The sequence below is a fragment of the Tepidiphilus sp. HLB4 genome, assembly GCF_054823945.1.
In genome coordinates, this window is sequence record NZ_JSYB01000025.1 from 42,076 (window position 1) to 60,878 (window position 18,803).

General features: G+C 67.1%; 17 protein-coding genes and 1 other RNA gene. 3 read left to right on the forward strand and 15 right to left on the reverse strand.

Translation table 11 applies throughout. The features are described from left to right. Window positions 1–138: 138 nt before the first annotated feature. Complete coding sequence (locus OA56_RS06065) at window positions 139–1,149, reverse strand: class 1 fructose-bisphosphatase (protein ID WP_055423629.1); 1,011 nt, start codon at window positions 1,147–1,149, stop codon at window positions 139–141. 139 nt (window positions 1,150–1,288) lie between these two features. Between OA56_RS06065 and OA56_RS06070 the strand changes: the two genes are divergently transcribed. Continuing rightward, a complete protein-coding gene (locus tag OA56_RS06070; RefSeq protein WP_055423630.1) occupies window positions 1,289–3,298 on the forward strand; it encodes an OPT family oligopeptide transporter in 2,010 nt (669 codons plus the stop codon). On the opposite strand, the gene OA56_RS06075 is transcribed toward OA56_RS06070, so the two are convergent. The 4 genes from OA56_RS06075 to OA56_RS06090 are packed head-to-tail and all read right to left on the reverse strand — an operon-like array spanning window position 3,274 to window position 8,343. Then, window positions 3,274–4,083 carry an EAL domain-containing protein gene (locus OA56_RS06075; protein WP_461584072.1) on the reverse strand — a complete coding sequence of 270 codons (810 nt, stop codon included), beginning with the start codon at window positions 4,081–4,083 and terminating at the stop codon, window positions 3,274–3,276. The genes OA56_RS06070 and OA56_RS06075 overlap by 25 nt on opposite strands. A gap of 56 nt (window positions 4,084–4,139) precedes the next feature. Further along, entirely contained in the window at window positions 4,140–5,126 is a 987-nt protein-coding gene (locus OA56_RS06080) for a YbgA family protein (RefSeq protein WP_141055919.1), read from the reverse strand. Next, window positions 5,104–6,900 carry an aminodeoxychorismate synthase component I gene (gene pabB / locus OA56_RS06085; protein WP_461584075.1) on the reverse strand — a complete coding sequence of 599 codons (1,797 nt, stop codon included), beginning with the start codon at window positions 6,898–6,900 and terminating at the stop codon, window positions 5,104–5,106. Before pabB ends, OA56_RS06080 begins: the two co-directional genes overlap by 23 nt. Before the next feature lie 60 nt (window positions 6,901–6,960). After that, window positions 6,961–8,343, reverse strand: coding sequence for an MATE family efflux transporter (locus OA56_RS06090; RefSeq protein WP_461584077.1), 1,383 nt, complete (start codon window positions 8,341–8,343; stop codon window positions 6,961–6,963). A 234-nt stretch (window positions 8,344–8,577) separates the two neighbouring features. Between OA56_RS06090 and OA56_RS06095 the strand changes: the two genes are divergently transcribed. Next, window positions 8,578–9,834: a D-amino acid dehydrogenase gene (locus OA56_RS06095; RefSeq protein ID WP_055423634.1), complete on the forward strand. Its 1,257-nt coding sequence runs from the start codon at window positions 8,578–8,580 to the stop codon at window positions 9,832–9,834. 6 nt (window positions 9,835–9,840) lie between these two features. Here the strand turns inward: OA56_RS06095 and OA56_RS06100 are convergent, their stop codons facing one another. The 8 genes from OA56_RS06100 to dnaX all read right to left on the reverse strand — a co-directional run bounded on the left by OA56_RS06100 (window position 9,841) and on the right by dnaX (window position 16,460). Next, window positions 9,841–10,251 carry a stringent starvation protein B gene (locus OA56_RS06100; RefSeq protein ID WP_055423635.1) on the reverse strand — a complete coding sequence of 137 codons (411 nt, stop codon included), beginning with the start codon at window positions 10,249–10,251 and terminating at the stop codon, window positions 9,841–9,843. A gap of 2 nt (window positions 10,252–10,253) precedes the next feature. Continuing rightward, window positions 10,254–10,856: a glutathione S-transferase N-terminal domain-containing protein gene (locus OA56_RS06105; protein ID WP_055423636.1), complete on the reverse strand. Its 603-nt coding sequence runs from the start codon at window positions 10,854–10,856 to the stop codon at window positions 10,254–10,256. 108 nt (window positions 10,857–10,964) lie between these two features. Beyond that, window positions 10,965–11,720: a cytochrome c1 gene (locus tag OA56_RS06110; protein ID WP_461584080.1), complete on the reverse strand. Its 756-nt coding sequence runs from the start codon at window positions 11,718–11,720 to the stop codon at window positions 10,965–10,967. Beyond that, window positions 11,717–12,982 carry a cytochrome b gene (locus tag OA56_RS06115; RefSeq protein ID WP_055423638.1) on the reverse strand — a complete coding sequence of 422 codons (1,266 nt, stop codon included), beginning with the start codon at window positions 12,980–12,982 and terminating at the stop codon, window positions 11,717–11,719. The genes OA56_RS06110 and OA56_RS06115 overlap by 4 nt, the downstream gene beginning before the upstream one ends. Before the next feature lie 16 nt (window positions 12,983–12,998). Next, window positions 12,999–13,589, reverse strand: coding sequence for a ubiquinol-cytochrome c reductase iron-sulfur subunit (petA, locus tag OA56_RS06120; RefSeq protein ID WP_461584083.1), 591 nt, complete (start codon window positions 13,587–13,589; stop codon window positions 12,999–13,001). Between the two features lie 124 nt (window positions 13,590–13,713). After that, window positions 13,714–14,313, reverse strand: coding sequence for a recombination mediator RecR (recR, locus tag OA56_RS06125; protein WP_461584085.1), 600 nt, complete (start codon window positions 14,311–14,313; stop codon window positions 13,714–13,716). A 7-nt stretch (window positions 14,314–14,320) separates the two neighbouring features. Beyond that, window positions 14,321–14,647: a YbaB/EbfC family nucleoid-associated protein gene (locus OA56_RS06130; protein ID WP_055423641.1), complete on the reverse strand. Its 327-nt coding sequence runs from the start codon at window positions 14,645–14,647 to the stop codon at window positions 14,321–14,323. Further along, window positions 14,637–16,460 (reverse strand): DNA polymerase III subunit gamma/tau, encoded by a 1,824-nt coding sequence (gene dnaX, locus OA56_RS06135; protein ID WP_055423642.1) that lies wholly within the window; start codon window positions 16,458–16,460, stop codon window positions 14,637–14,639. Before dnaX ends, OA56_RS06130 begins: the two co-directional genes overlap by 11 nt. Before the next feature lie 157 nt (window positions 16,461–16,617). On the opposite strand from dnaX, the gene OA56_RS06140 reads away from it, so the two are divergent. Beyond that, entirely contained in the window at window positions 16,618–17,457 is an 840-nt protein-coding gene (locus OA56_RS06140) for a ZIP family metal transporter (protein ID WP_461584088.1), read from the forward strand. A 5-nt stretch (window positions 17,458–17,462) separates the two neighbouring features. Here OA56_RS06140 and ffs read toward each other — a convergent pair. Together ffs and OA56_RS06150 are read right to left on the reverse strand one after the other, a co-directional pair. Further along, window positions 17,463–17,560: signal recognition particle sRNA small type (ffs, locus tag OA56_RS06145), an RNA gene on the reverse strand. 61 nt (window positions 17,561–17,621) lie between these two features. Continuing rightward, complete coding sequence (locus tag OA56_RS06150; RefSeq protein ID WP_461584090.1) at window positions 17,622–18,770, reverse strand: heme biosynthesis HemY N-terminal domain-containing protein; 1,149 nt, start codon at window positions 18,768–18,770, stop codon at window positions 17,622–17,624. Window positions 18,771–18,803 lie beyond the last annotated feature (33 nt).

Genomic DNA, 18,803 nt, shown 5'->3' on the forward strand with positions numbered 1-18,803 from the left:
ACACACCCAACGGCGGCCCGTTGTTAGCACTCACCGTTGTCGAGTGCTAATAATAGGGATGTTCGGGCGAAATTTCAAGAGGGGGCGATGCGCCCCGCGCCATTTCTTCGAGGGCGCGAGGCGTCGGGCGGGGAGAAATCAGGAGGCGTCGGCCTCTTCGTGATAGGCGCGCACCCGCTCGACCTCTTCCTTGGAGCCGAGGATCACCGGTACGCGCTGGTGCAGCCGCTGCGGGACGATCTCGAGGAGGCGGCGCCGCCCGTCGATGGCCGCCCCACCGGCCTGCTCCACCAGCAACGCCATGGGGTTGGCCTCGTAGAGCAGGCGCAGCTTGCCGCCCTGGGCGCGGTTCTTCGCATCCAGCGGATAGAGGAAGATACCCCCGCGCGAGAGCGTCCGGTGCACGTCGGACACCATGGAAGCCACCCAGCGCATGTTGAAATCGCGCCCGCGCGGCCCTTCCTTGCCGGCGATGAGTTCCTCGATGTAGCGGCGCACCGGCGGCTCCCAAAAGCGCATGTTGGAGCAGTTGATGGCGAATTCGCTCGTCTGGGGCGGAATCGTCATGAAAGGATGGGTATAGACGAAGTAGCCGAACTCCCGATCGAGCGTGAAGCCGTGCACGCCGTTGCCGGTGGTGAGGACGAGCTGGGTGGCCGGACCGTAGATGGCGTAACCGGCGGCTACTTGTGCCGTGCCCGGCTGCAGGAAGGACGCTTCGGTGGGAATGGCCTCGCGATCGGGATTGCGCAACACCGAGAAGATGGTGCCCACGGAAATATTGACCTCGATGTTGGAGGAGCCGTCGAGCGGATCGAACAAAAGCAGGTAGCCGCCGCGCGGATACTCGAAGGGGATGTGGCAGATCTCCTCGACTTCTTCGGAAGCCATGGCGGCGAGGTGCCCGCCCCATTCGTTGGCCTGCAGCAGCAGCTCGTTGGCGATGACGTCGAGTTTCTTCTGCACTTCGCCCTGGACGTTCTCGACTCCGGTCTCGCCATGCACGTCCCACAGCTTTCCTTTGGAGATGGTCACCGCGATGGCCTTGACGGCGCGGGCGACGACCTCGACGAGGAGCCGCAGGTCGGCATCGAGCCGTCCGGCGCGTTGTTCTTCGATGAGGAATTGCGAGAGGCTGACACGGCGCATGAGGAAGACTCCAGCAGTTGGCGGAAAGAGGAATTATCGCGCCAAGCCCGTCCGTTTGGCACGATCGCGACGATAAAGGCGGATCGCGCGCGAAAAAATTTGGGCTATATTCTTCGACTCACCGACTTGGAGAAAGCCGATGATCGAACGCATCCCCGACGACACCGACCTGCCCGAGCTGACGCTGCGCGGCATGCTGCTCGGTGCCGTGCTCACCGTGGTCTTCACCGCGGCCAACATTTATCTGGGGCTCAAAGTGGGGCTGACGTTTGCCTCTTCGATCCCCGCGGCGGTGATCTCCATGGCGGTGCTGCGCCGTTGCCGCGGAGCGAACATCCTCGAAAACAACATGGTGCAGACGCAAGCCTCGGCTGCCGGTACTTTGTCGGCCATCATCTTCATCCTGCCGGGTCTGCTGATGATCGGTCACTGGCAGGGATTCCCCTTCTGGCTGACGGCGGCGGTGTGCGGCGTGGGCGGGCTCCTTGGGGTGCTCTACACCATCCCCTTACGGCGGGTGATGGTGGTCGACAGCCCCCTGCCCTATCCGGAAGGCGTGGCGGCGGCGGAGATCCTGCGCGTGGGCGAACTCGCGCGGGAGAAGGACAACGGGGAGGCCGTCGCTCAAGGGCAGGCTCAGGCGCGCGAGATCGCCTTCGGCGGCCTGCTCGCCGCGCTCGTCACCCTTTTTTCCGGCGGTTTTCGCCTGCTCGCCGAAAGCTTCACCGCCTGGATCCCGCTCGGGGCAGCTGCGGTGCGCCTGTCGGTGGGCTTTTCGCTCGCGCTCGTCGGCGCCGGCTATCTCATCGGCCTGGCGGCGGGGCTGGCGATCCTGTTGGGACTCGTCCTCGCCTGGGGCGTGATCGTGCCCTGGCTGACGATTCAGGCCGCGCCCGCACCAGACCAGACGCTGCCGGCGCTCGCCATGAGCCTGTGGCGCCAGCAGGTACGATTCTTCGGCGCCGGTACCATCGGCGTCGCCGCCATATGGACGCTCGCCACGCTCGCCAGACCCATGTGGGACGGAATCCGTACCGCGCTCGAGTCGGTACATCTGGGCAATGGCGCTGGTGCTGCCCCTCGTACTGAACGGGATCTCTCGCCCCGGGCGATCATGGCGGTGGGTCTGGCCTCGCTCCTGGTGTTGCTCGTCATCTTCCACCGCTTCCTCTATGCAGCCGACTCCGGCCTTGCTCCCCTTGCCTATGGCGCCCTGGTGCTCGCCTGCGTGCTCTTCGCGGCGCTCTTCGGCTTTCTCATCGCCGCCGCGGCCGGGTACATGGCCGGCCTCGTCGGCTCTTCGAGCAGCCCCATCTCCGGCATCGGCATCCTGGCCGTGATCCTCGTCTCGCTCATGCTGCTCGGATTCGGCGCCGCGGCACCGCAGCTCACCGGCGCCAACGAAGGCAAGCTCGCCGTGGCCCTGGCGCTCTTCACCACCTCGGTGGTGGTGGCGATCGCGGCCATCTCCAACGACAACCTGCAGGATCTCAAGACCGGCTACCTCGTCGGCGCCACCCCCTGGCGCCAGCAGGTCGCCCTGATGATCGGCTGCGTGGTGGGTGCCTTGGTGATCCCGCCGGTGCTCGAGCTCCTTTACCAGGCCTACGGGTTTGCCGGCGCCCTGCCGCGCCCCGGCATGGATCCGGCGCAGGCACTTGCCGCTCCCCAGGCCACGCTCATGACGGCGATCGCCATGGGCATCTTTCACGCCACGTTGGAATGGAAGATGATCCTGGGTGGCGTGGCGCTCGGCGTGGTGCTCATCGTCATCGACCGGTTCCTGCGCCGCAGCGGCGCCGGTTCCCTGCCGGTACTCGCCGTGGGGCTGGGCATTTACCTGCCGCCGACCATCGGCATGACCTTGGTGGTCGGAGCGCTGCTGGGTCATGCCGTCGAACGCGCCCTGGCTCGCCGACCAGCGGCCGAACGCGAAGAGCCCCGGCGCCGCGGCGTCCTGCTCGCCTCGGGTTTCATCGTCGGTGAGAGCCTTATGGGCATCGTGCTCGCCGCGCTCATCGCGGGCACCGGCAAGGAAGCACCGCTCGCGCTCGTGGGCGAAGGGTTCGAGCCGGTGGCGCAATGGCTGGGACTGGCGGTGCTCGCCTCGGTGTGCATCCTTTTCTATCGTCGGATCGCCTTACGCTGAATCCGGCAGGAACGCCGCCGGTTTGCGCCTACCAGCGCACCGGCGGCAAACACTCGAACCCCCTTGGCGAAGAAATACCCTTGCATCAGCGCCACGCCGCGCGCGGCAAACCAATCCACCTCTTCGGCCTGTTCCACTCCTTCGGCGAGCACCTTCACGCCCAGCTCCCGACAGGTGAGCAGCAAACCTTCCAGGATCGCCTGTTTGATGCGGTCACGATGCACATCGCGCACCAGGGCCATGTCGATCTTGATGAGATCGGGCATGAAGCGCGCCAGCATGTTCAGCCCCGAATGACCCGCGCCGAAATCATCGAGCGCGGTGAGGAAACCGCGCGAACGGTAATAGGCGAAGATGTTCGTGAGATGCTCGACCTCGTCGATGCGCTCCCCCTCCGTCACCTCGAAGAGGATCTTCTCGGCCGGAAAGCCACATTCCTTCGCTGCCTCCAGGGTACTGCGAATGCACAGGGACGGTTCATAGACCGCATTGGGCAAAAAGTTGATGCTCAGATGACGGTCCAGCCCCAGGCGGCTCGCCAGGGTGATCGCACGCACACGGCAGGCCTGGTCGAACGCGTAGCGGTTGGTATCGTCGACCCGACCGAGCACGGTCATCGCCGGTTCGCCCTGGGGTCCGCGCACCAGCGCCTCGTAGCCGAACACTTCGCGCTGAGCCACGTCCACGATCGGCTGAAAGGCGAAAGTGAAGGCGAATGCTACTTCCTCGCGGCAGCGGTCGCAGCCGGAGCGCAAGACTTCTTCCGGGGGAAACAGGGCGGGCATGGCAGGACCTCCGGCGTGCAGGCAATGGCTGCATGATAGCAGCGGGCGGCCTCGCCCTACAGCGCGTTGCGCAGCCCCAGCCGCGGCGGATGCGGCTCCAGATAGACCTGCTGCGCCAGATAAGAATCGGGATGGCGGCGCAGATGGTGACGCAAGAGCACCATCGGCGCGACGAGCGGCACCACGCCCTGGCGATACTGCGCGATGAGCTCCTGCAGCTCCTGGCGCTCCTCGGACGGCAATACCCGACGCAGGTAACCGGCCAGATGCTGCAGCACGTTGGCGTGCGTGCCGCGCGTGGCGCGCCGCCTCAGGGCGGCCATGAACGCCGGAAAGTAGTGCGCCGCGAACGCCTCGGGCGTCTCCTCGCCGAGTCCGGCCACCATACGCCCCAGGGTACGGTAACCCGCGGGGTCGTGCGCGAGCAGCAGATACTTGTAGCGCGAATGAAAAGCGATGATCGCCCCGCGCGTGAGTCCCGCGGCGAGCAGGCGTCGCCACTCGCCGTAGGCGCGCACCCGAACGACGAAATTCTCCAGCAGTACCGGATCGTGCAATCGCCCTTCCTCTTCGATGGGCAGCTCCGGCAGCCGGCGCGCCAGCGTGGCCGCAAAGATGCCGCTACCGAACTGCGGCGGTCGATCGTCCTGCCGATAGACCTTCACCCGGAAGAGCCCACAGGAAGGCGAGCGCTGCATGAGAATGACCCCGCTCACCCCTTCCAGCGTCGCCACCGTGCGCTCGGACCATTCTTGCAGACGCTCGGTCACGTCGAGCGTGGCATCGCCCACCCCCACGGCCCGGGGAGATTCGGGGGAACCGACGAGGCGGATGGGCGGACGCGGCGTGCCCAGTCCGATTCCGACTTCCGGACACAAAGGTACGAAATCGAACGCCTGGCCCAGAAGTTCCACGCACAAGGCCGATCGCTTGTGCCCGCCGTTGTAGCGCACCGGGTGCCCCAGCACGCAGGCACTCACGGCGAGCTTCAGGCGCTCCGCCCCTTGGATGGTCTGCCTTTCATTCTCCACGCCCTGGCCCATCGTTTTCCTCCCACTGTATCAAAACCACCGGCACCCAGCCACGCAAGGCATTGAGAAAAGCAAGCGCTTCGGCAGAGTCGAGCTCCTCGCGGCGAATCATCCGCTCGACGAGCCGCCCTTGCGCCAAGAGCAGGTGGCGCATCACGCCATCGAGCAAGCCACAGCACAGCGGCGGGGTATACCACGTCTCACCAAAACGCACCGCGACGTTGCCGCGCGTGAATTCGGTGATCTCACCGGATTCATTCCACAGCAAGGTGTCGAATATCCCGGCGCGGCCGAGCGCCTCGTAGGCCTCGCGTCGAGTCGTCTTGTAGCGCACGAACTCGCTCGTGCCATCGATAGGCGAGTGGGCGAGCATCACTTTGGGGCACTCCGGCGTTTCGGGCAAGGCGCCAACCTCGACCGAAACTTTTCCTTCGGCATCGAGCAATAAGCGCAGCCGCCCCGCCGGCTCGGGCCAAGAGTCCATGGCCGAGCGCACCGCCTCTTCCAGAGCCGATTCATCACAAGGATGGCCGAAGTGCCGCGCGGCACGCAACAGGCGTGCCCGATGCAACGGCCAATGGGCCACTTCACCGCCCTCCAAGCGCATCGTCTCGAGGATCTGAAAAGGACGCGCCGCCCGTTCGAGGAAAGCTCGCTTCACACGCCACTCGCGCGCCTCGCTGCGTGCCCGCGCATCGGCGGTGATGGCGCTGCCGATGCCACAGCGCGCCCGCCCTTGGGCGATCTCGACGGTCCGGATGGGTACGTTGAACGTGGCATCCCCTCCGGGACGAACCACCCCCATCGCGCCGCAATATACGCCCCGCGGTCCGCGTTCCAGGCGACGAATCCAGTGCATCGCCCGCACCTTGGGCGCCCCGGTCACCGACCCGCAAGGAAAAAGCGCCTCGAAGATTTCACCCAAGCTCACCGCTTCGCGCAGCTCCGCCTCGACGTCCGAGCTCATTTGCCACACCGTCGGCCAGGCTTGCGTATGGAAGAGCCGCGGCACACGCACTCCGCCGGGTCGCGTCAAACGCGAGAGATCGTTGCGGATGAGATCGACGATCATCACGTTTTCCGCCCGCTCCTTTTCATCCGAACGCAAACGTAGCGCCTGGCGTGCATCCTCTTCGGGTGAAATCCCCCGCGGTGCCGTCCCTTTCATCGGCCGGCACAGAATGCGATTCCCCACCCGATGGAAGAAGAGCTCCGGCGAGACGCTCGCCACCCGACGCCCCTCACCCGTATCGAGAAAGAGCGCATACCCTCCCGGCTGCGCACGGCGTAAAGCGGGAAAGAACGCCAACGCATCCCCCGAAAAGGGACTCTCGACGGGCGCCGTGAAATTGAGCTGGTAGAACTCCCCCTCGGCGATTGCCCGCTGGATGCGCGCCACCGCGGCCCTGAAGGACGCCTCATCCAGCGTCTCGCACCAGCGCAAGGGTGTGTATTCCCCTGTCACGATGGACTCTGGCCACGGCGCAAGCCGATCGAAGAGCGCGAACCAGGCCAGCGGCGATCCCGGCGCGGGCTCATGAGTCTCCAGGGCAGGATCGAATGCGGCGGCGGCCTCGTAGCTTACGTATCCCACGGCCCAGGAGCCGTTCCTCGCCGCAACGTCGATGCGTTCGAGCAACGGGCCCACCTCCTCGTGCCGATTTGCCCCCAGCACCGCCTGCAGACCGACGAAACGACCCCGCAGCGGCGCATCCTCCGCCGTCGGTGCGGCAAAATCGATCCACGCTTCGGGGTTCATGCGCTCATCGCCCATCTTTTCCCCCACCGACTTATCCTGCTCCAGTGCATCACCCCATGCACCAGCAGTGATCGAGCGAGAACGTCATCACGCCTCCTTCTTGCACCGCGACGATGCCACATCGGCCACCGTGCGCAAGGTGAGCGCCAGTCCGCAAGACACCAGCGCGAGCCCCACCAGCAGGCCGATCCAGAAACCGAACACCCCCATAGGGTGGCCAAACATCCCGCCGTCGTAACCGAGCCAGGCCCCCAGGGGGATGCCCACCAGCCAGAACGCCCCGAGCATGAGGAGCATGGGCAACAAGGTCACGTGATAGCCACGCAAAGCGCCCATCATGCACGCCTGGGTGGCGTCGAACACCTGCCATAGCGCCGCCAGCACCAGGAGCGAAGCCGCGAGCTCGCGCACCGCCGGATCCGAACTGTAGAGCGCCGTGATCGCATGCCGCCCTGCCAGCACCGGCCCCATCATCAACACCCCGATCCCCAGACCTGCCGCCACCCCCGTCCAGGCCAGCCGCCGTGCCCGCGCCGGATCCCCCGCACCCAGGCTCTGCCCCACCCGGATCGCCAGCGCCGCCCCGATGCCCGCCGGCAGCATGAAAAGGAGCGAAGCCACGTTGAGCGCCACCTGATGCGCCGCAATCTGCACCGGCCCGAAGCGACCGATCAGCACCGCGATGCCGGTGAAAGCCGCCACCTCCGCCAGACCCGCCCCGCCCATGGGCAGCCCCAGACGCAGCAGGCGCTTCTGCCCCTCCCAGCTTGGCCAGCTCCAGCCGCCGCGCCACCAGCGAAACGGCGCGTAGCCCGGCGCAAACGCCGTCCACAGCCCCATCGCCACCAGGCTGCACCACATCCCGATCGCCGTGGCCCAGCCGCAGCCCGCCCCGCCCAGAGCCGGTGCGCCAAAATGCCCATAGATCAGCACCCAGTTGAAAAAGGCATTGATCCCCAGTCCGGCAAAGGCGATCGTCATGATCGGTTTGGGACGGTCTACGCTCGCCGAATAGAAGGCGAGCGCCCGGAACACGAGCGCCGCGGGCAGACCGCAGCCGATTCCTTCCAAGAAAAAGGCCGTCTTCTCCGCCAGTTCCGCTTCGATCCCAAAGGCACGCAACAGCCCCGGCACGAAAGGCAGGGCTGCCAGCGGTACGAGCGAAGTCCACAGGCCCAGCCACATCGCCTCGCGCGTGTCGCGCACGATCGCCGGATGATCCCCCGCCCCATAGTGCCGCGCCACGAAGGGGCTCACCGCCTGCACCACGTTCATCAGGCCGATGAAGACCGGAATCCACAGCGCCACCCCCAGCCCCACCACCGCCTGCTCGCGCGCCCCGGCATGCCCCGACATGGCTGTATCCACCAGCCCCATGAGCACGAACGCCGTCTGCGACAGCACCATCGGCCCGGCGAGGCGGAGCAAGGCCCGAATTTCGGACCAGCGTTCATACCCCCCTTTGCTCATCGTCATTCCTCCCGGAGCATGCCGATGGCGGCGACGGGCGTTGTCGAACCGATGAAAAGCAACACGGGACGCAAGAAAGCGCGCCTGCTCATTCGAATTCCTCGCATGAAGGAAACTTCGAAGTCTGCCACGAAATCTCCCCGGGCGCGTACCGCGTTTTTTATGCGCTACACTGTTCGACATGAAAAGGCGGTGCTGCCGCTCGTTTCGTTCCACGGAGAAAAGGATCCCCCCATGAAAATCCTCGTGATCGGTGCCGGCGTAATCGGCGTCGCCACCGCCTGGGCCTTGCAGGAAGCGGGGCATACGGTCACCCTGGTGGATGCGCGCGAGGCGCCGGGGCGCGGCGCGAGTTATGCCAACGGGGCGCAAATCTCGGTGAGCCACCCCCAGCCGTGGTCTAGCCCCAGGGCGCCGCTGATCGCGCTGGAGTCGCTCACACGCGAGGACGGGCCATTCCGCTGGCGCCCAGCGCTCGATACGGCGCAATGGTGCTGGCTCACGGCGTTTCTGCGCGAATGCCTGCCCTCGCGCCATGAGCGCAACACGCGGGCGATTGCGCTCCTTGCGCGCCACAGCCTCCAGGTGCTGCGGCGCTGGCGCGAGGCGCTGGGGCTCGAGTACGACGTGCAGACGCGCGGCATCCTGCACCTTTTCTTCACTCCGCGCGACTGGGAAACCGGCCGGCGGCACGAGGCGGAGCTGCGCGAGCTGGGCATCGCCGCCCGGGCGATCTCACCCGCAGAGGCGGCGGAAATCGAGCCGGCGCTCGCGCCGGTGGCCGCGAAGCTCTGCGGCGCCCTGTACGCGCCGGAAGACGAATCGGGCGATGCGCGCCGATTCTGCGAGGAGATGGTGGCGCGGCTGCGCCAGGCCGGGGCCGAGGTGCTCTTCGAGACGCGCTGGAGCGGCTGGCGCCTGGGCAAAGGCCGCTGCGAAGCGGCACGCTTCGAGGGGCCGGCGGGGGCGTTCGAGCTCACGGCCGAAGCCATCGTCGTCTGCGCCGGGGTGGACAGCCCGCGTCTGCTCGCACCCCTGGGGATGGAGGCGCCGATCTATCCCGTCAAGGGCTACTCGCTCACGGCACCCATCCTCGCGCCGGAGCGCGCGCCCACCGCTTCGCTCACCGACGAATCGAAGCGCATCGTGTGCTCGCGGCTTGGCAACCGTTTGCGCTTTGCCGGTACGGCCGAGATCGCCGGCTACGACGACTCGGTGCGCCCCGAGCGCATCGCGCCCTTGAAGCGCTGGGCCGAGGTGATGCTGCCCGGCGTGGCGGATCTGGAAGCGGCCGAAGCCTGGGCGGGGCTGCGGCCCATGACGCCGAGCGGCGTGCCGCTCATCGGGCGCAGTCCCATGGCAAACGTGTGGGTGAACACCGGCCACGGCTCGCTGGGCTGGACGCTTGCCTGCGGTTCGGCGCAGGCGCTGCTCGCCCGGCTGGAGGGAAAGACGCCGCCCGGGCTGGAAGCCTTTCCCTTCGTTGGTTGAGCGGGGCTATTTCACCACGCGCAGGAACCCCCCGCCGCGTTTGCCGGCGGGGGATTCCTGCGGTTCTTCGGGCGGCGTCGGGCCGCCGTCGGGCTCGGGCGCGGTGAACATCTCTTCGGGCAGCGCGATGCCGTGCCCGGTCTCGCGGGCGTAGATCGCGAGGACGTTTTCCGCCGGCAGCCAGACGTCGAAGACCTTGCCGCCAAAGCGGGCCTGAAAGGAGATGCCGTCGGGCTCGAAAGCGAAGCGGTTGGTCGCCTCCGGCCCGAGGTTGAGCACGATGACTCCGTCCTGATCGTAGCCGCGGGGAACGCTCGCGCCCTCGACCTTGGCGCTGACGTAGGGCGTGAGCCCGCGGTCGAGGCACCAGTCGTAGAGGGCGCGGGCGAGGTAGAGTTTGGCCGAGGGGGGCAGCATCGTCACTTCCTCATGAGTTTTTCGGCAGGCGAGAGGGCGTCGATGAATCCCTGACGGCTGAAAAGCCGCTCGGCGTACTTCATGATCGGCGAGGCGGCCGCTGGCAGCGCGATGCCGTAGTGCTCGAGCCGCCACAGGAGCGGCGCCATCGCCACGTCGATCATCGAGTAGTCCTCGCCGAAGAGGTATTTCTGCCGGTTGAGGATGGGCGCGAGCTGCACCAGCTGGTCGCGGATCGTCTGGCGCGCCTGATCGCGCGGGGCCTCTTCTTGCGCCTCTTCCAGCACGCGCATGTGGCGGAAGAGCTCGTTCTCCAGCGTCTGCAGCAGCTGACGCGCGCGGGCGCGCAGGATGGGGTCGGGCGGCATCAGCTGCGGATGGGGGAATCGCTCGTCGATGTACTCGTTGATGATGTTGGGCTCGAAGAGCACGAGCTCGCGGTCGACGAGCACCGGCACCCGACCGTAGGGGTTGATGCGGGCGACGTCGGCCTGCTTGTCGAGCAGATCGACGTCGGTGACTTCGAAATCCATCCCCTTTTCATAGAGGACGATGCGGCAACGGTGGCTGAAGGGATCGACCGATCCCGAATAGAGGTTCATCATGGCATGCGTCTCACGAAGAAAAACGAACGCACCCCGGCCGGGGTGCGCACGTGACGACGGGGCGGAGGGACCTCCCGGCCGAGCCGCGGCGCCCCGCCGCAGCAGGGTTCAATGGACGTCTTTCCAATACGCTTTCTTGAGCGCATAGGCAAGCGCGAAGAACACCGCCAGGTAGATCATCACCCAGATGCCGATGGACTTGCGCTTCTCGGCGATCGGCTCGCCCATCCACTGCATGAACGAGACCACGTCGGCCACCATCTTGTCGTATTCCTGCGCGCTCATGCTGCCGGGCTTGGAGAGCACGAGCTCGATCGACTCGGTGCCATCGGGGTGCTTGGTGATTTTGGCCGTCTGTTCGCCCTGGAGTTCCCAGAAGACGTGCGGCATGCCCGCGCCGGGGAAGACGACGTTGTTCCAGCCGTTGGGGCGGGTGGGGTCGCGGTAGAAGGTACGCAGGTAGGTGTAGACCCAGTCCGCGCCGCTGCCGAGCTCGGAATTGCGCTGGCGCGTGACCAGGGTGAGATCGGGCGGCGCCACCCCGCCGAACCATTTCTTGGCGTCCTGCGGCCGCATGGCGATGGTCATGAGATCGCCCACCTTCTTGTCGGGCGGCAGCAGCTTTTCCTTGATCTCCGCTTCGGTGAAGCCGATCTCGGTGAGCTTGTTGTAGCGCATGAAGCTTGCGGAGTGGCAGGCCATGCAGGTGGTGACGAAGATCGTCGCCCCGCGCTTGAGGTTTTCCGGATCCTTGGACAGGGGCGCCTTGTCGAGCTGCGGCCCTTCGGCCGAAGCGAGCACGAGCGCGGGGGCGAGGAGCGCGGCCGCGAGGAGCCGCTTGGCATGGACGATGAGGTTCTTCATTTCCAGGTCACCCTTTCCGGTTCGGGTTTGCAAGGATCGATCTTGCTATACCAGGGCATCAGCAAGAAGAAGGCGAAGTAGAGCACCGCGCAGATCTGGGAGACCAGGGTGCGGCCCGGGGTGGGCGGGAGCACGCCGAGGTAGCCGAGGATGAAGAAGGAGATGACGAAAATCGTCAGCGCCGTCTTGTAGATCGGCCCCTTGTAGCGGATGGACTTCACCGGCGAGCGGTCGAGCCAGGGCAGGAAGGCGATGATGACGACCGCTGCACCCATGGCCACCACGCCCCAGAACTTGGCGTCGATGCCGAAGAGCGGATAGGTGACGGCGCGCAGGATGGAATAGAAGGGGGTGAAGTACCACACCGGCGCGATGTGCGGCGGCGTGACCATGGGGTTGGCCGGGATGAAGTTGTTGTACTCGAGGAAGTAGCCGCCCGCCTCGGGCACGAAGAAGAGCACGGCGAAGAAGACGATGAGGAAACCGGCCACGCCGACGATGTCCTTCACCGTGTAGTACGGGTGGAAGGGGATGCCGTCGAGCGGGCGGCCGTTGGCGTCTTTCTTCTTCTTGATCTCGATGCCGTCGGGGTTGTTGGAGCCGACTTCGTGCAGTGCGATGATGTGCGCGGCCACGAGCAGCAGCAGCACCAGCGGCACGGCGATGACGTGCAGCGAGAAGAAGCGGTTGAGGGTAGCATCGGAGATGACGAAGTCGCCGCGGATGACGGTGGAGAGATCCGGCCCGATCACGGGGATGGCCGAGAAGAGGTTGATGATGACCTGCGCCCCCCAGTAGGACATCTGGCCCCAGGGCAGCAGGTAGCCCATGAAGGCCTCGGCCATCAGCGCAAGGAAGATGAGCACGCCGAAGATCCACACGAGTTCGCGCGGCGTGCGGTAGGAGCCGTAGAGCAGGCCGCGGAACATGTGCAGATAGACCACGATGAAGAAGGCCGAGGCGCCGGTGGAGTGCATGTAGCGGATGAACCAGCCGCCGGGCACCTCGCGCATGATGTACTCGACGCTGGCAAAGGCCACCGGGATGCCGGAGGCGTTGAGCGAGGCGTCGGGTTTGTAGTGCATCACGAGGAAGATGCCGGTGACGATCTGGATCACCAGCACCAGCAGCGCCAGCGAGCCGAAGTAGTACCAGAAGTTGAAGTTCTTGGGAGCGTAGTATTCGGTGAGGTGCTCGCGGATCGTGGAGGTGAGCGGAAAGCGCTCGTCGATCCACTGCAGCAGGCCGGATTTGGTGGTCATATTCTTTCCTCGCGCGTCAGGCTTTGTCTTCGCCGATGAGGATCTTGGTATCGGTCAGGTATTGGTGCGGCGGCACGGTGAGGTTCGTGGGCGCCGGCTGGCTCTTGAACACGCGCGCGGCGAGGTCGAAGCGCGAACCGTGGCAGGGGCAGAGGTAGCCACCGAGCCAGTCCTTGCCGATGCCGCTCGCCTCACCCTTGGCGAACTTGGCCGTGGGGGAGCAGCCAAGGTGGGTGCAGATGCCGATCACCACGAGGTATTCCGGCTTGATGGAGCGGTGCCGGTTCTTGGCGTAGGGCGGCTGGACGGATTTCTCGGAGGTGGGGTCGGCGAGCTGCGGTTCGACCTCTTCGAGCGTGGCGAGCATCGCCTCGGTGCGGCGCAGGATCCAGACGGGCTGGCCGCGCCATTCGACGGTCATCATCTCGCCGGGAGCGAGCTTGCTGATGTCGGCCTCGGCCGGGGCGCCGGCCGCCTTGGCGCGTTCGGAAGGGGTGAGACTGGCGACGAAGGGAGCGGCACCGGCCACTACCCCGGCGCCTCCGACGACGGAGGTGGCGATCAGCAGCTGCCGCCGGTTGTCGTCCAATGCTTGATCCTTGCTCATGGCGCGAACCCTCGAGAGATGGGAAGACGGTGCAAATCTGCAGATTATAAAGGATCGCCTGGGCGCATCCAAGAGGAAAGCGGCGCCTCGCCTCCGGAGCGCGGGCAGATCGATGCCGGGGCGCTCAGGTCGCGTCCAGGCGGCGGCGGTCGAGGAAGGCGTGCGCCACGGTGGCGGCATCGACGTATTCGAGCTCGCCGCCGAGGGGCACGCCACGCGCAAGGCGCGTGACCGTCACGCCGCGCGGACGCACCCGTTCGGCGATCCAGTGCGCCGTGGCCTCGCCTTCGTTGGTGAAGTTGGTGGCGAGCACGACTTCGCGCACTTCGGGAGCGGCAAGCCGCGCGAGCAAGCGCTCCAGTTCGAGCTCTTTGGGGCCGATGCCGTCGAGCGGCGACAGGCGCCCCATGAGCACGTAGTAGAGACCGCCGTAGGTATGGGTCTGCTCGATCGCTTCCATGTCGGCAGGCGATTCGACCACGCAGACGACGGAGGCATCGCGCGCCGGGTCGCTGCAGCGGGCGCACACGGCGGTCTCGCTGAAGGCGTTGCAGCGCGCGCAGTGCGTGAGGGTAGCAAGCGCCGCCTCGATCGCCCGGGCCAGCCGCTGCGCCCCGCGCCGTTCGCGCTGCAGCAGGTGGTGCGCCATGCGCTGCGCGCCCTTCGCGCCGACGCCCGGCAGACAGCGAAGCGCTTCGATGAGCTCGTCGAGCGGCGTGGGCATGGTCTCTTCAGAAAGGCAGTTTCATGCCCGGAGGCAGCGGCATGCCGGCAGTGACGGCGGCCATCTTCTCCTGGGTGGTCGCCTCGACGCGGCGCACGGCGTCATTGACCGCGGCGGCGACGAGATCCTCGAGCATCTCCTTGTCGTCGAGCACCGAAGGGTCGATGCTGACGCGGCGCACGTCGTACTTGCAGGTCATGAGGATCTTGACGAGTCCGGCGCCGGCCTGTCCCTCGACTTCGAGCGCGGCGAGCTCGTCCTGGACTTTCTTCATGTTTTCCTGCATCTGCTGCGCCTGGCGCATCAGGCCGGAGAGGGCGTTCTTATTGAACATGGCGTGTTCCTCCAGAAGGGGGTGAAGGGGTGGGCCACGTGACGCTGGTTTCGTCGAGCGTGGCATCGAACCGTTCGATGAGCCGCTGGGTGACGGGGTGCGCGAGCAGGCGGGAGACGGCAGCCCGATGGGCTTGGCGGCGGGCCTCGGCCTCGCGCTGCGCCGGCGTATCGGCGACTTCGGCCGGGGTGACGCGCACAGTGACACGACGTCCCAACACCGCGCCGAGCGCCTCGGCGATGCGATCGACGCATTCCGGGTGCAGATCGAGCAGCACGCGGTGCGTGGCATCGAGCAGGAGCGAGACCGTGTCGCCTTCGATCGCGCGGCAGATGCAGTGCTGCGCGAATTCGCGCGCAAGTCCCGTGAGGGACATGGCGGCGAACCACTCGTGCCAGGCATCGACTCCGCCACTGGGGCTTTCCCGACCTGCCGGCGGGAGCGCGCCCGGCTCTCGCGCCCCGGACGGCTCTGTGGACGGAGGCTTCGCCGGCATGCCGTCTGCCGGTAGCGAAGCAACATCGGTCGCCTCGGAAGAGGCCGTTCCCTCTGCCCCACCCTGCGCTCGATCGGGCGACGGGAACGCTGCGCGCCGCGCTTCGCCATCCGTGGCCGAGGGCGCGTGCGCGCGTGCGGCAGGCGACTCGCCGCGGGCCGTTACGGGCGCTTCACCGCCCTCCTCGTTCCTGGGTGCCGCGCTCGGACCGGGCACCGCGGCCGGCGGCGCAGCCGTAGTCTGGGGCGCGAAGGCGATGAGGCGCAGCACGGCCATGGAAAAGCCGACGGCCGGATCGGGCGCGAGCGGCAGGTCGCGGCGCGCGTGCGTGAGGATGTCGTAGGCAAGCTGCAGGTATTCCGGATCGAACCGGGCGGCGAGCGGTGCGAGCGCCTCGCGCGTCTGCGGTTCCAGGGCTTCGGGGGCGAACTGCAGCACGGCGAGCTGATGCACGAGCTGGGCGAGCGCCGCCAGGGCCGATTCGAGCGAGGCACCGCTGCCGGCGAGCCGGTCGGCGAGCGCGAGCGCGGCCGGGGCGTCGGCCGCCGCCACGGCCTCGAGGAGTTCGCGCAAGGTGGCGCTCGCCACCAGGCCCAGCATCTCGGCCACCTGCGCCTCGCGCACCTCTCCTGCCCCGTAGGCGAGTGCCTGATCGAGGAGCGAGAGGGCATCGCGCATGGAGCCGCGCGCGGCCTGCCCCACGAGCTCGAGCGCCCCGCGATCATAGGGCACGGCCTCGGCTTCCAGAATGCGGGCGGCGTGCTCGGCGATGAGCGCCGGCGGCAGCGAGCGGAGGTTGAACTGCAGGCAGCGCGACAGCACCGTGACGGGAATCTTCTGCGGGTCGGTGGTGGCGAGGATGAACTTGACGTGCTCGGGCGGCTCTTCGAGCGTTTTCAGCATGGCGTTGAAGGCGTGCCCGGTGAGCATGTGCACTTCGTCGATCATATAGACCTTGAAACGCCCCTGCACCGGCGCGTAGACGGCCTGCTCGAGCAGCGCTGCCATGTCGTCGACGCCGCGGTTGGAAGCCGCGTCCATCTCGACATAGTCGGGGAAGCGGTCGGCGTCGATGGCCTGGCAGGCGGCACAAACCCCGCAGGGTTCGGGCGTGACGCCGCGCTCGCAGTTGAGCGCCTTGGCGAAGATGCGGCTGATGGTGGTCTTGCCCACCCCGCGCGTGCCGGTGAAGAGATAGGCGTGGTGCAGCCGCTGCGTGGCAAGCGCATGCGTGAGCGCGCGCACGACGTGGTCCTGTCCCACGAGCGCGTCGAAGCGGCGGGGACGCCATTTGCGGGCAAGGGCGAGCTGGGTCATGGGGCGGATTCTACCGGATTCTTGCGCTGCGACCACGAAGTGCGCAGGGATGGGAATTTTTAATTGAGATTATTTCTCAATATCATTTGCGTTCCATGGCCGCTCCCCCTATCATGAATCCTGAACGCACGGCAACAGATCTCGAAGGAGCCCCGCCATGATCAGCAAAGTCCTTACACGCACCGCGCCGCTCGTGTCCCGCGCCGCCCTTGGCTGGACGATCTGGCTCGGCGGCGCAGCCGCGGCGCTCGCCCAGGTTCTGGCGCAGCTGCAGGACTTCTCGCCCTGGGGCTTCCTCGTATGCCTCTCCCTGCTCGCCGCCCTCGGCGGCCTGCTGCTTGCGCGTACCCTGTCGTCCTGGATGGCGGTTTCCCCCGCCACGGCCGAGCTCTTTGCCGCCGGCGTGATGGGCACGAGCGTGATCGTCGGTTTGATCGTGCCTGCACTGCAGGAGATCGCGGCGCACGAGGCGTGGGCATCGGCGGCGGCTCAATGGGCCCTGGCGCTGGGCGCTGGCGCCGCAATGCTGGCGCTGCTCGACCGGCTCGTGCCGCACCGCCACGCGCCCGCTGCCGGACAGGATCGCACGGCGCTCTTGTTCCTGTTCGCGCTCGCCCTGCACAACGTTCCCGAGGGGCTGGCGCTGAGCATGAGCGAGGTGATGGGGCCCAGCCTCGCCTTGGGCATCGCGATCCAGAACGTGCCCGAGAGCGTACTGGCGATGTGGCTGCTCACGGCGGCCGGCTGGTCCGGCGCGAGCGCAGGAGCGTGGGGATTCGCGGCGGTCTCGGTCGAGCCTGCGGTGGCCTTGCTGGCAAAAAGCCTGGGGCTTGCCGACGCCGAACATGCCCTTGCGATGACGGGACTGGCCGCCGGGGCAATGGGCTTCGTGCTGATCCATGAATTCGCGCCCCAGCTGCGCCGGGTGGGGGTACGTGCGGCTTTGCCCTTGGCAAGCGGCTCTGCCCTGGTGCTGGGCCTGTCGGCCTGGATGTGAGGAGGGGTGGCGAGCCGGACCCCCGGCACTTGCGGGGAGCGGTTAGGGCTGCTGCCTTCCGGCCCTGACCCGGTTCCCGCGCCGCAATGCGGGGCGACCCGCCACGGCTGGCATTGTAGCACGACCTTTTGCCGTCGCACGCGGGGCGATTTCTTCACGCGCGCTCAGGGAGCCGGAAGGATCGCCCCGCCGCGCCCGGCCTCGGCCGATTGCAGGCGCGCGGCGAAGCGCTCGAGTACCTTGGGATCGGCGTCGAGGCGGCGCAAGCGGACGAGATAGTCCTGCGCCTTGCCCCACAACTTCAGCTCGAGGCAGAGCTCGACGAGCGCCTCGAGTACCGCCGGCTCTTCGGGGTGCGCCTGCAGCCATGACTCCAGCCGCGCCAGCGCTGCCTGGCGCTCAGCGGCATCGAGGCAGGCGGGATAGCGGCGCACGAGCTCGGGCAGCCAGCGTTTGTCCAGCGCCGCTTCCAGGATGGGACGGACTTTTCCTCCCTGCGCCCGCTCGATCGCCAGTCGCGCCAAGGCTGCCAAAAACTCGGGATCGAAGCGCTCTTCCTTGGGCAGACGTTTCCACCAGGCGAAGAGATCGGCGCCAAGGGCGAGCCGTGAGGAGGCCTCGTTCAGATGGGCCTGGCGGATGAGGGCGGCGGCCTTGGCTGCGTCCATGGATTCGAGCGCGCACAAGCGGCGGGCCGATGCGAGCACTTCCTGCCACTTTTCTTCCCTCTGGGCGGCCTCGAGCCGCAGGCGCAGCGCCGTGGCTTCGGGAAGAGCGGGCATTTTCTCGAGCAGCTCCATTGCCGCCTGCAGACGTTCGGGACGGGAGAAACGCACGCCGAACTCGGCTTCCAGCACGGTACGGACGTCCGGCCAGCGCTCGAGCCGGGCGAGCCAGTTCTCCGCCCTCGCCTCGTTGCCGCGCTCGAGCGCCGTGGCTGCCGCGAGCGCAGCGCCGGCCTCGGCCACGCCGGGGGACCGGTCGAGCCGCTGCGCCAGCCGCTGGACCGTTGCCGCATCACCCAGCACATGGGCGCGCACGAGGCGCACGAGCGTGCGCACGGCCCGGCGCAAGCGCCAGGCGTCGCGCCGCCGGCGCAGGGTGCGAGGCAGGCCGAACAGCATCACCCCCAGGCGCAGCGACAGATAGAGGACGATGACGACGAGCACGAGAATCAGAGCGAAGAGCGTCAGCGACAGCTGGGCGCGCCAGGGCGGCACGACGAAGACGACATAACCGTCTACGCTCTGGAGGGCGAGCCCCGCCGCCACCGCCAGCGCCGCCACGAGCACAAGAGTGATCAAGGCTTTCATGTGGCTCTGCTCTCAAAAACGTACGCAAAAGTG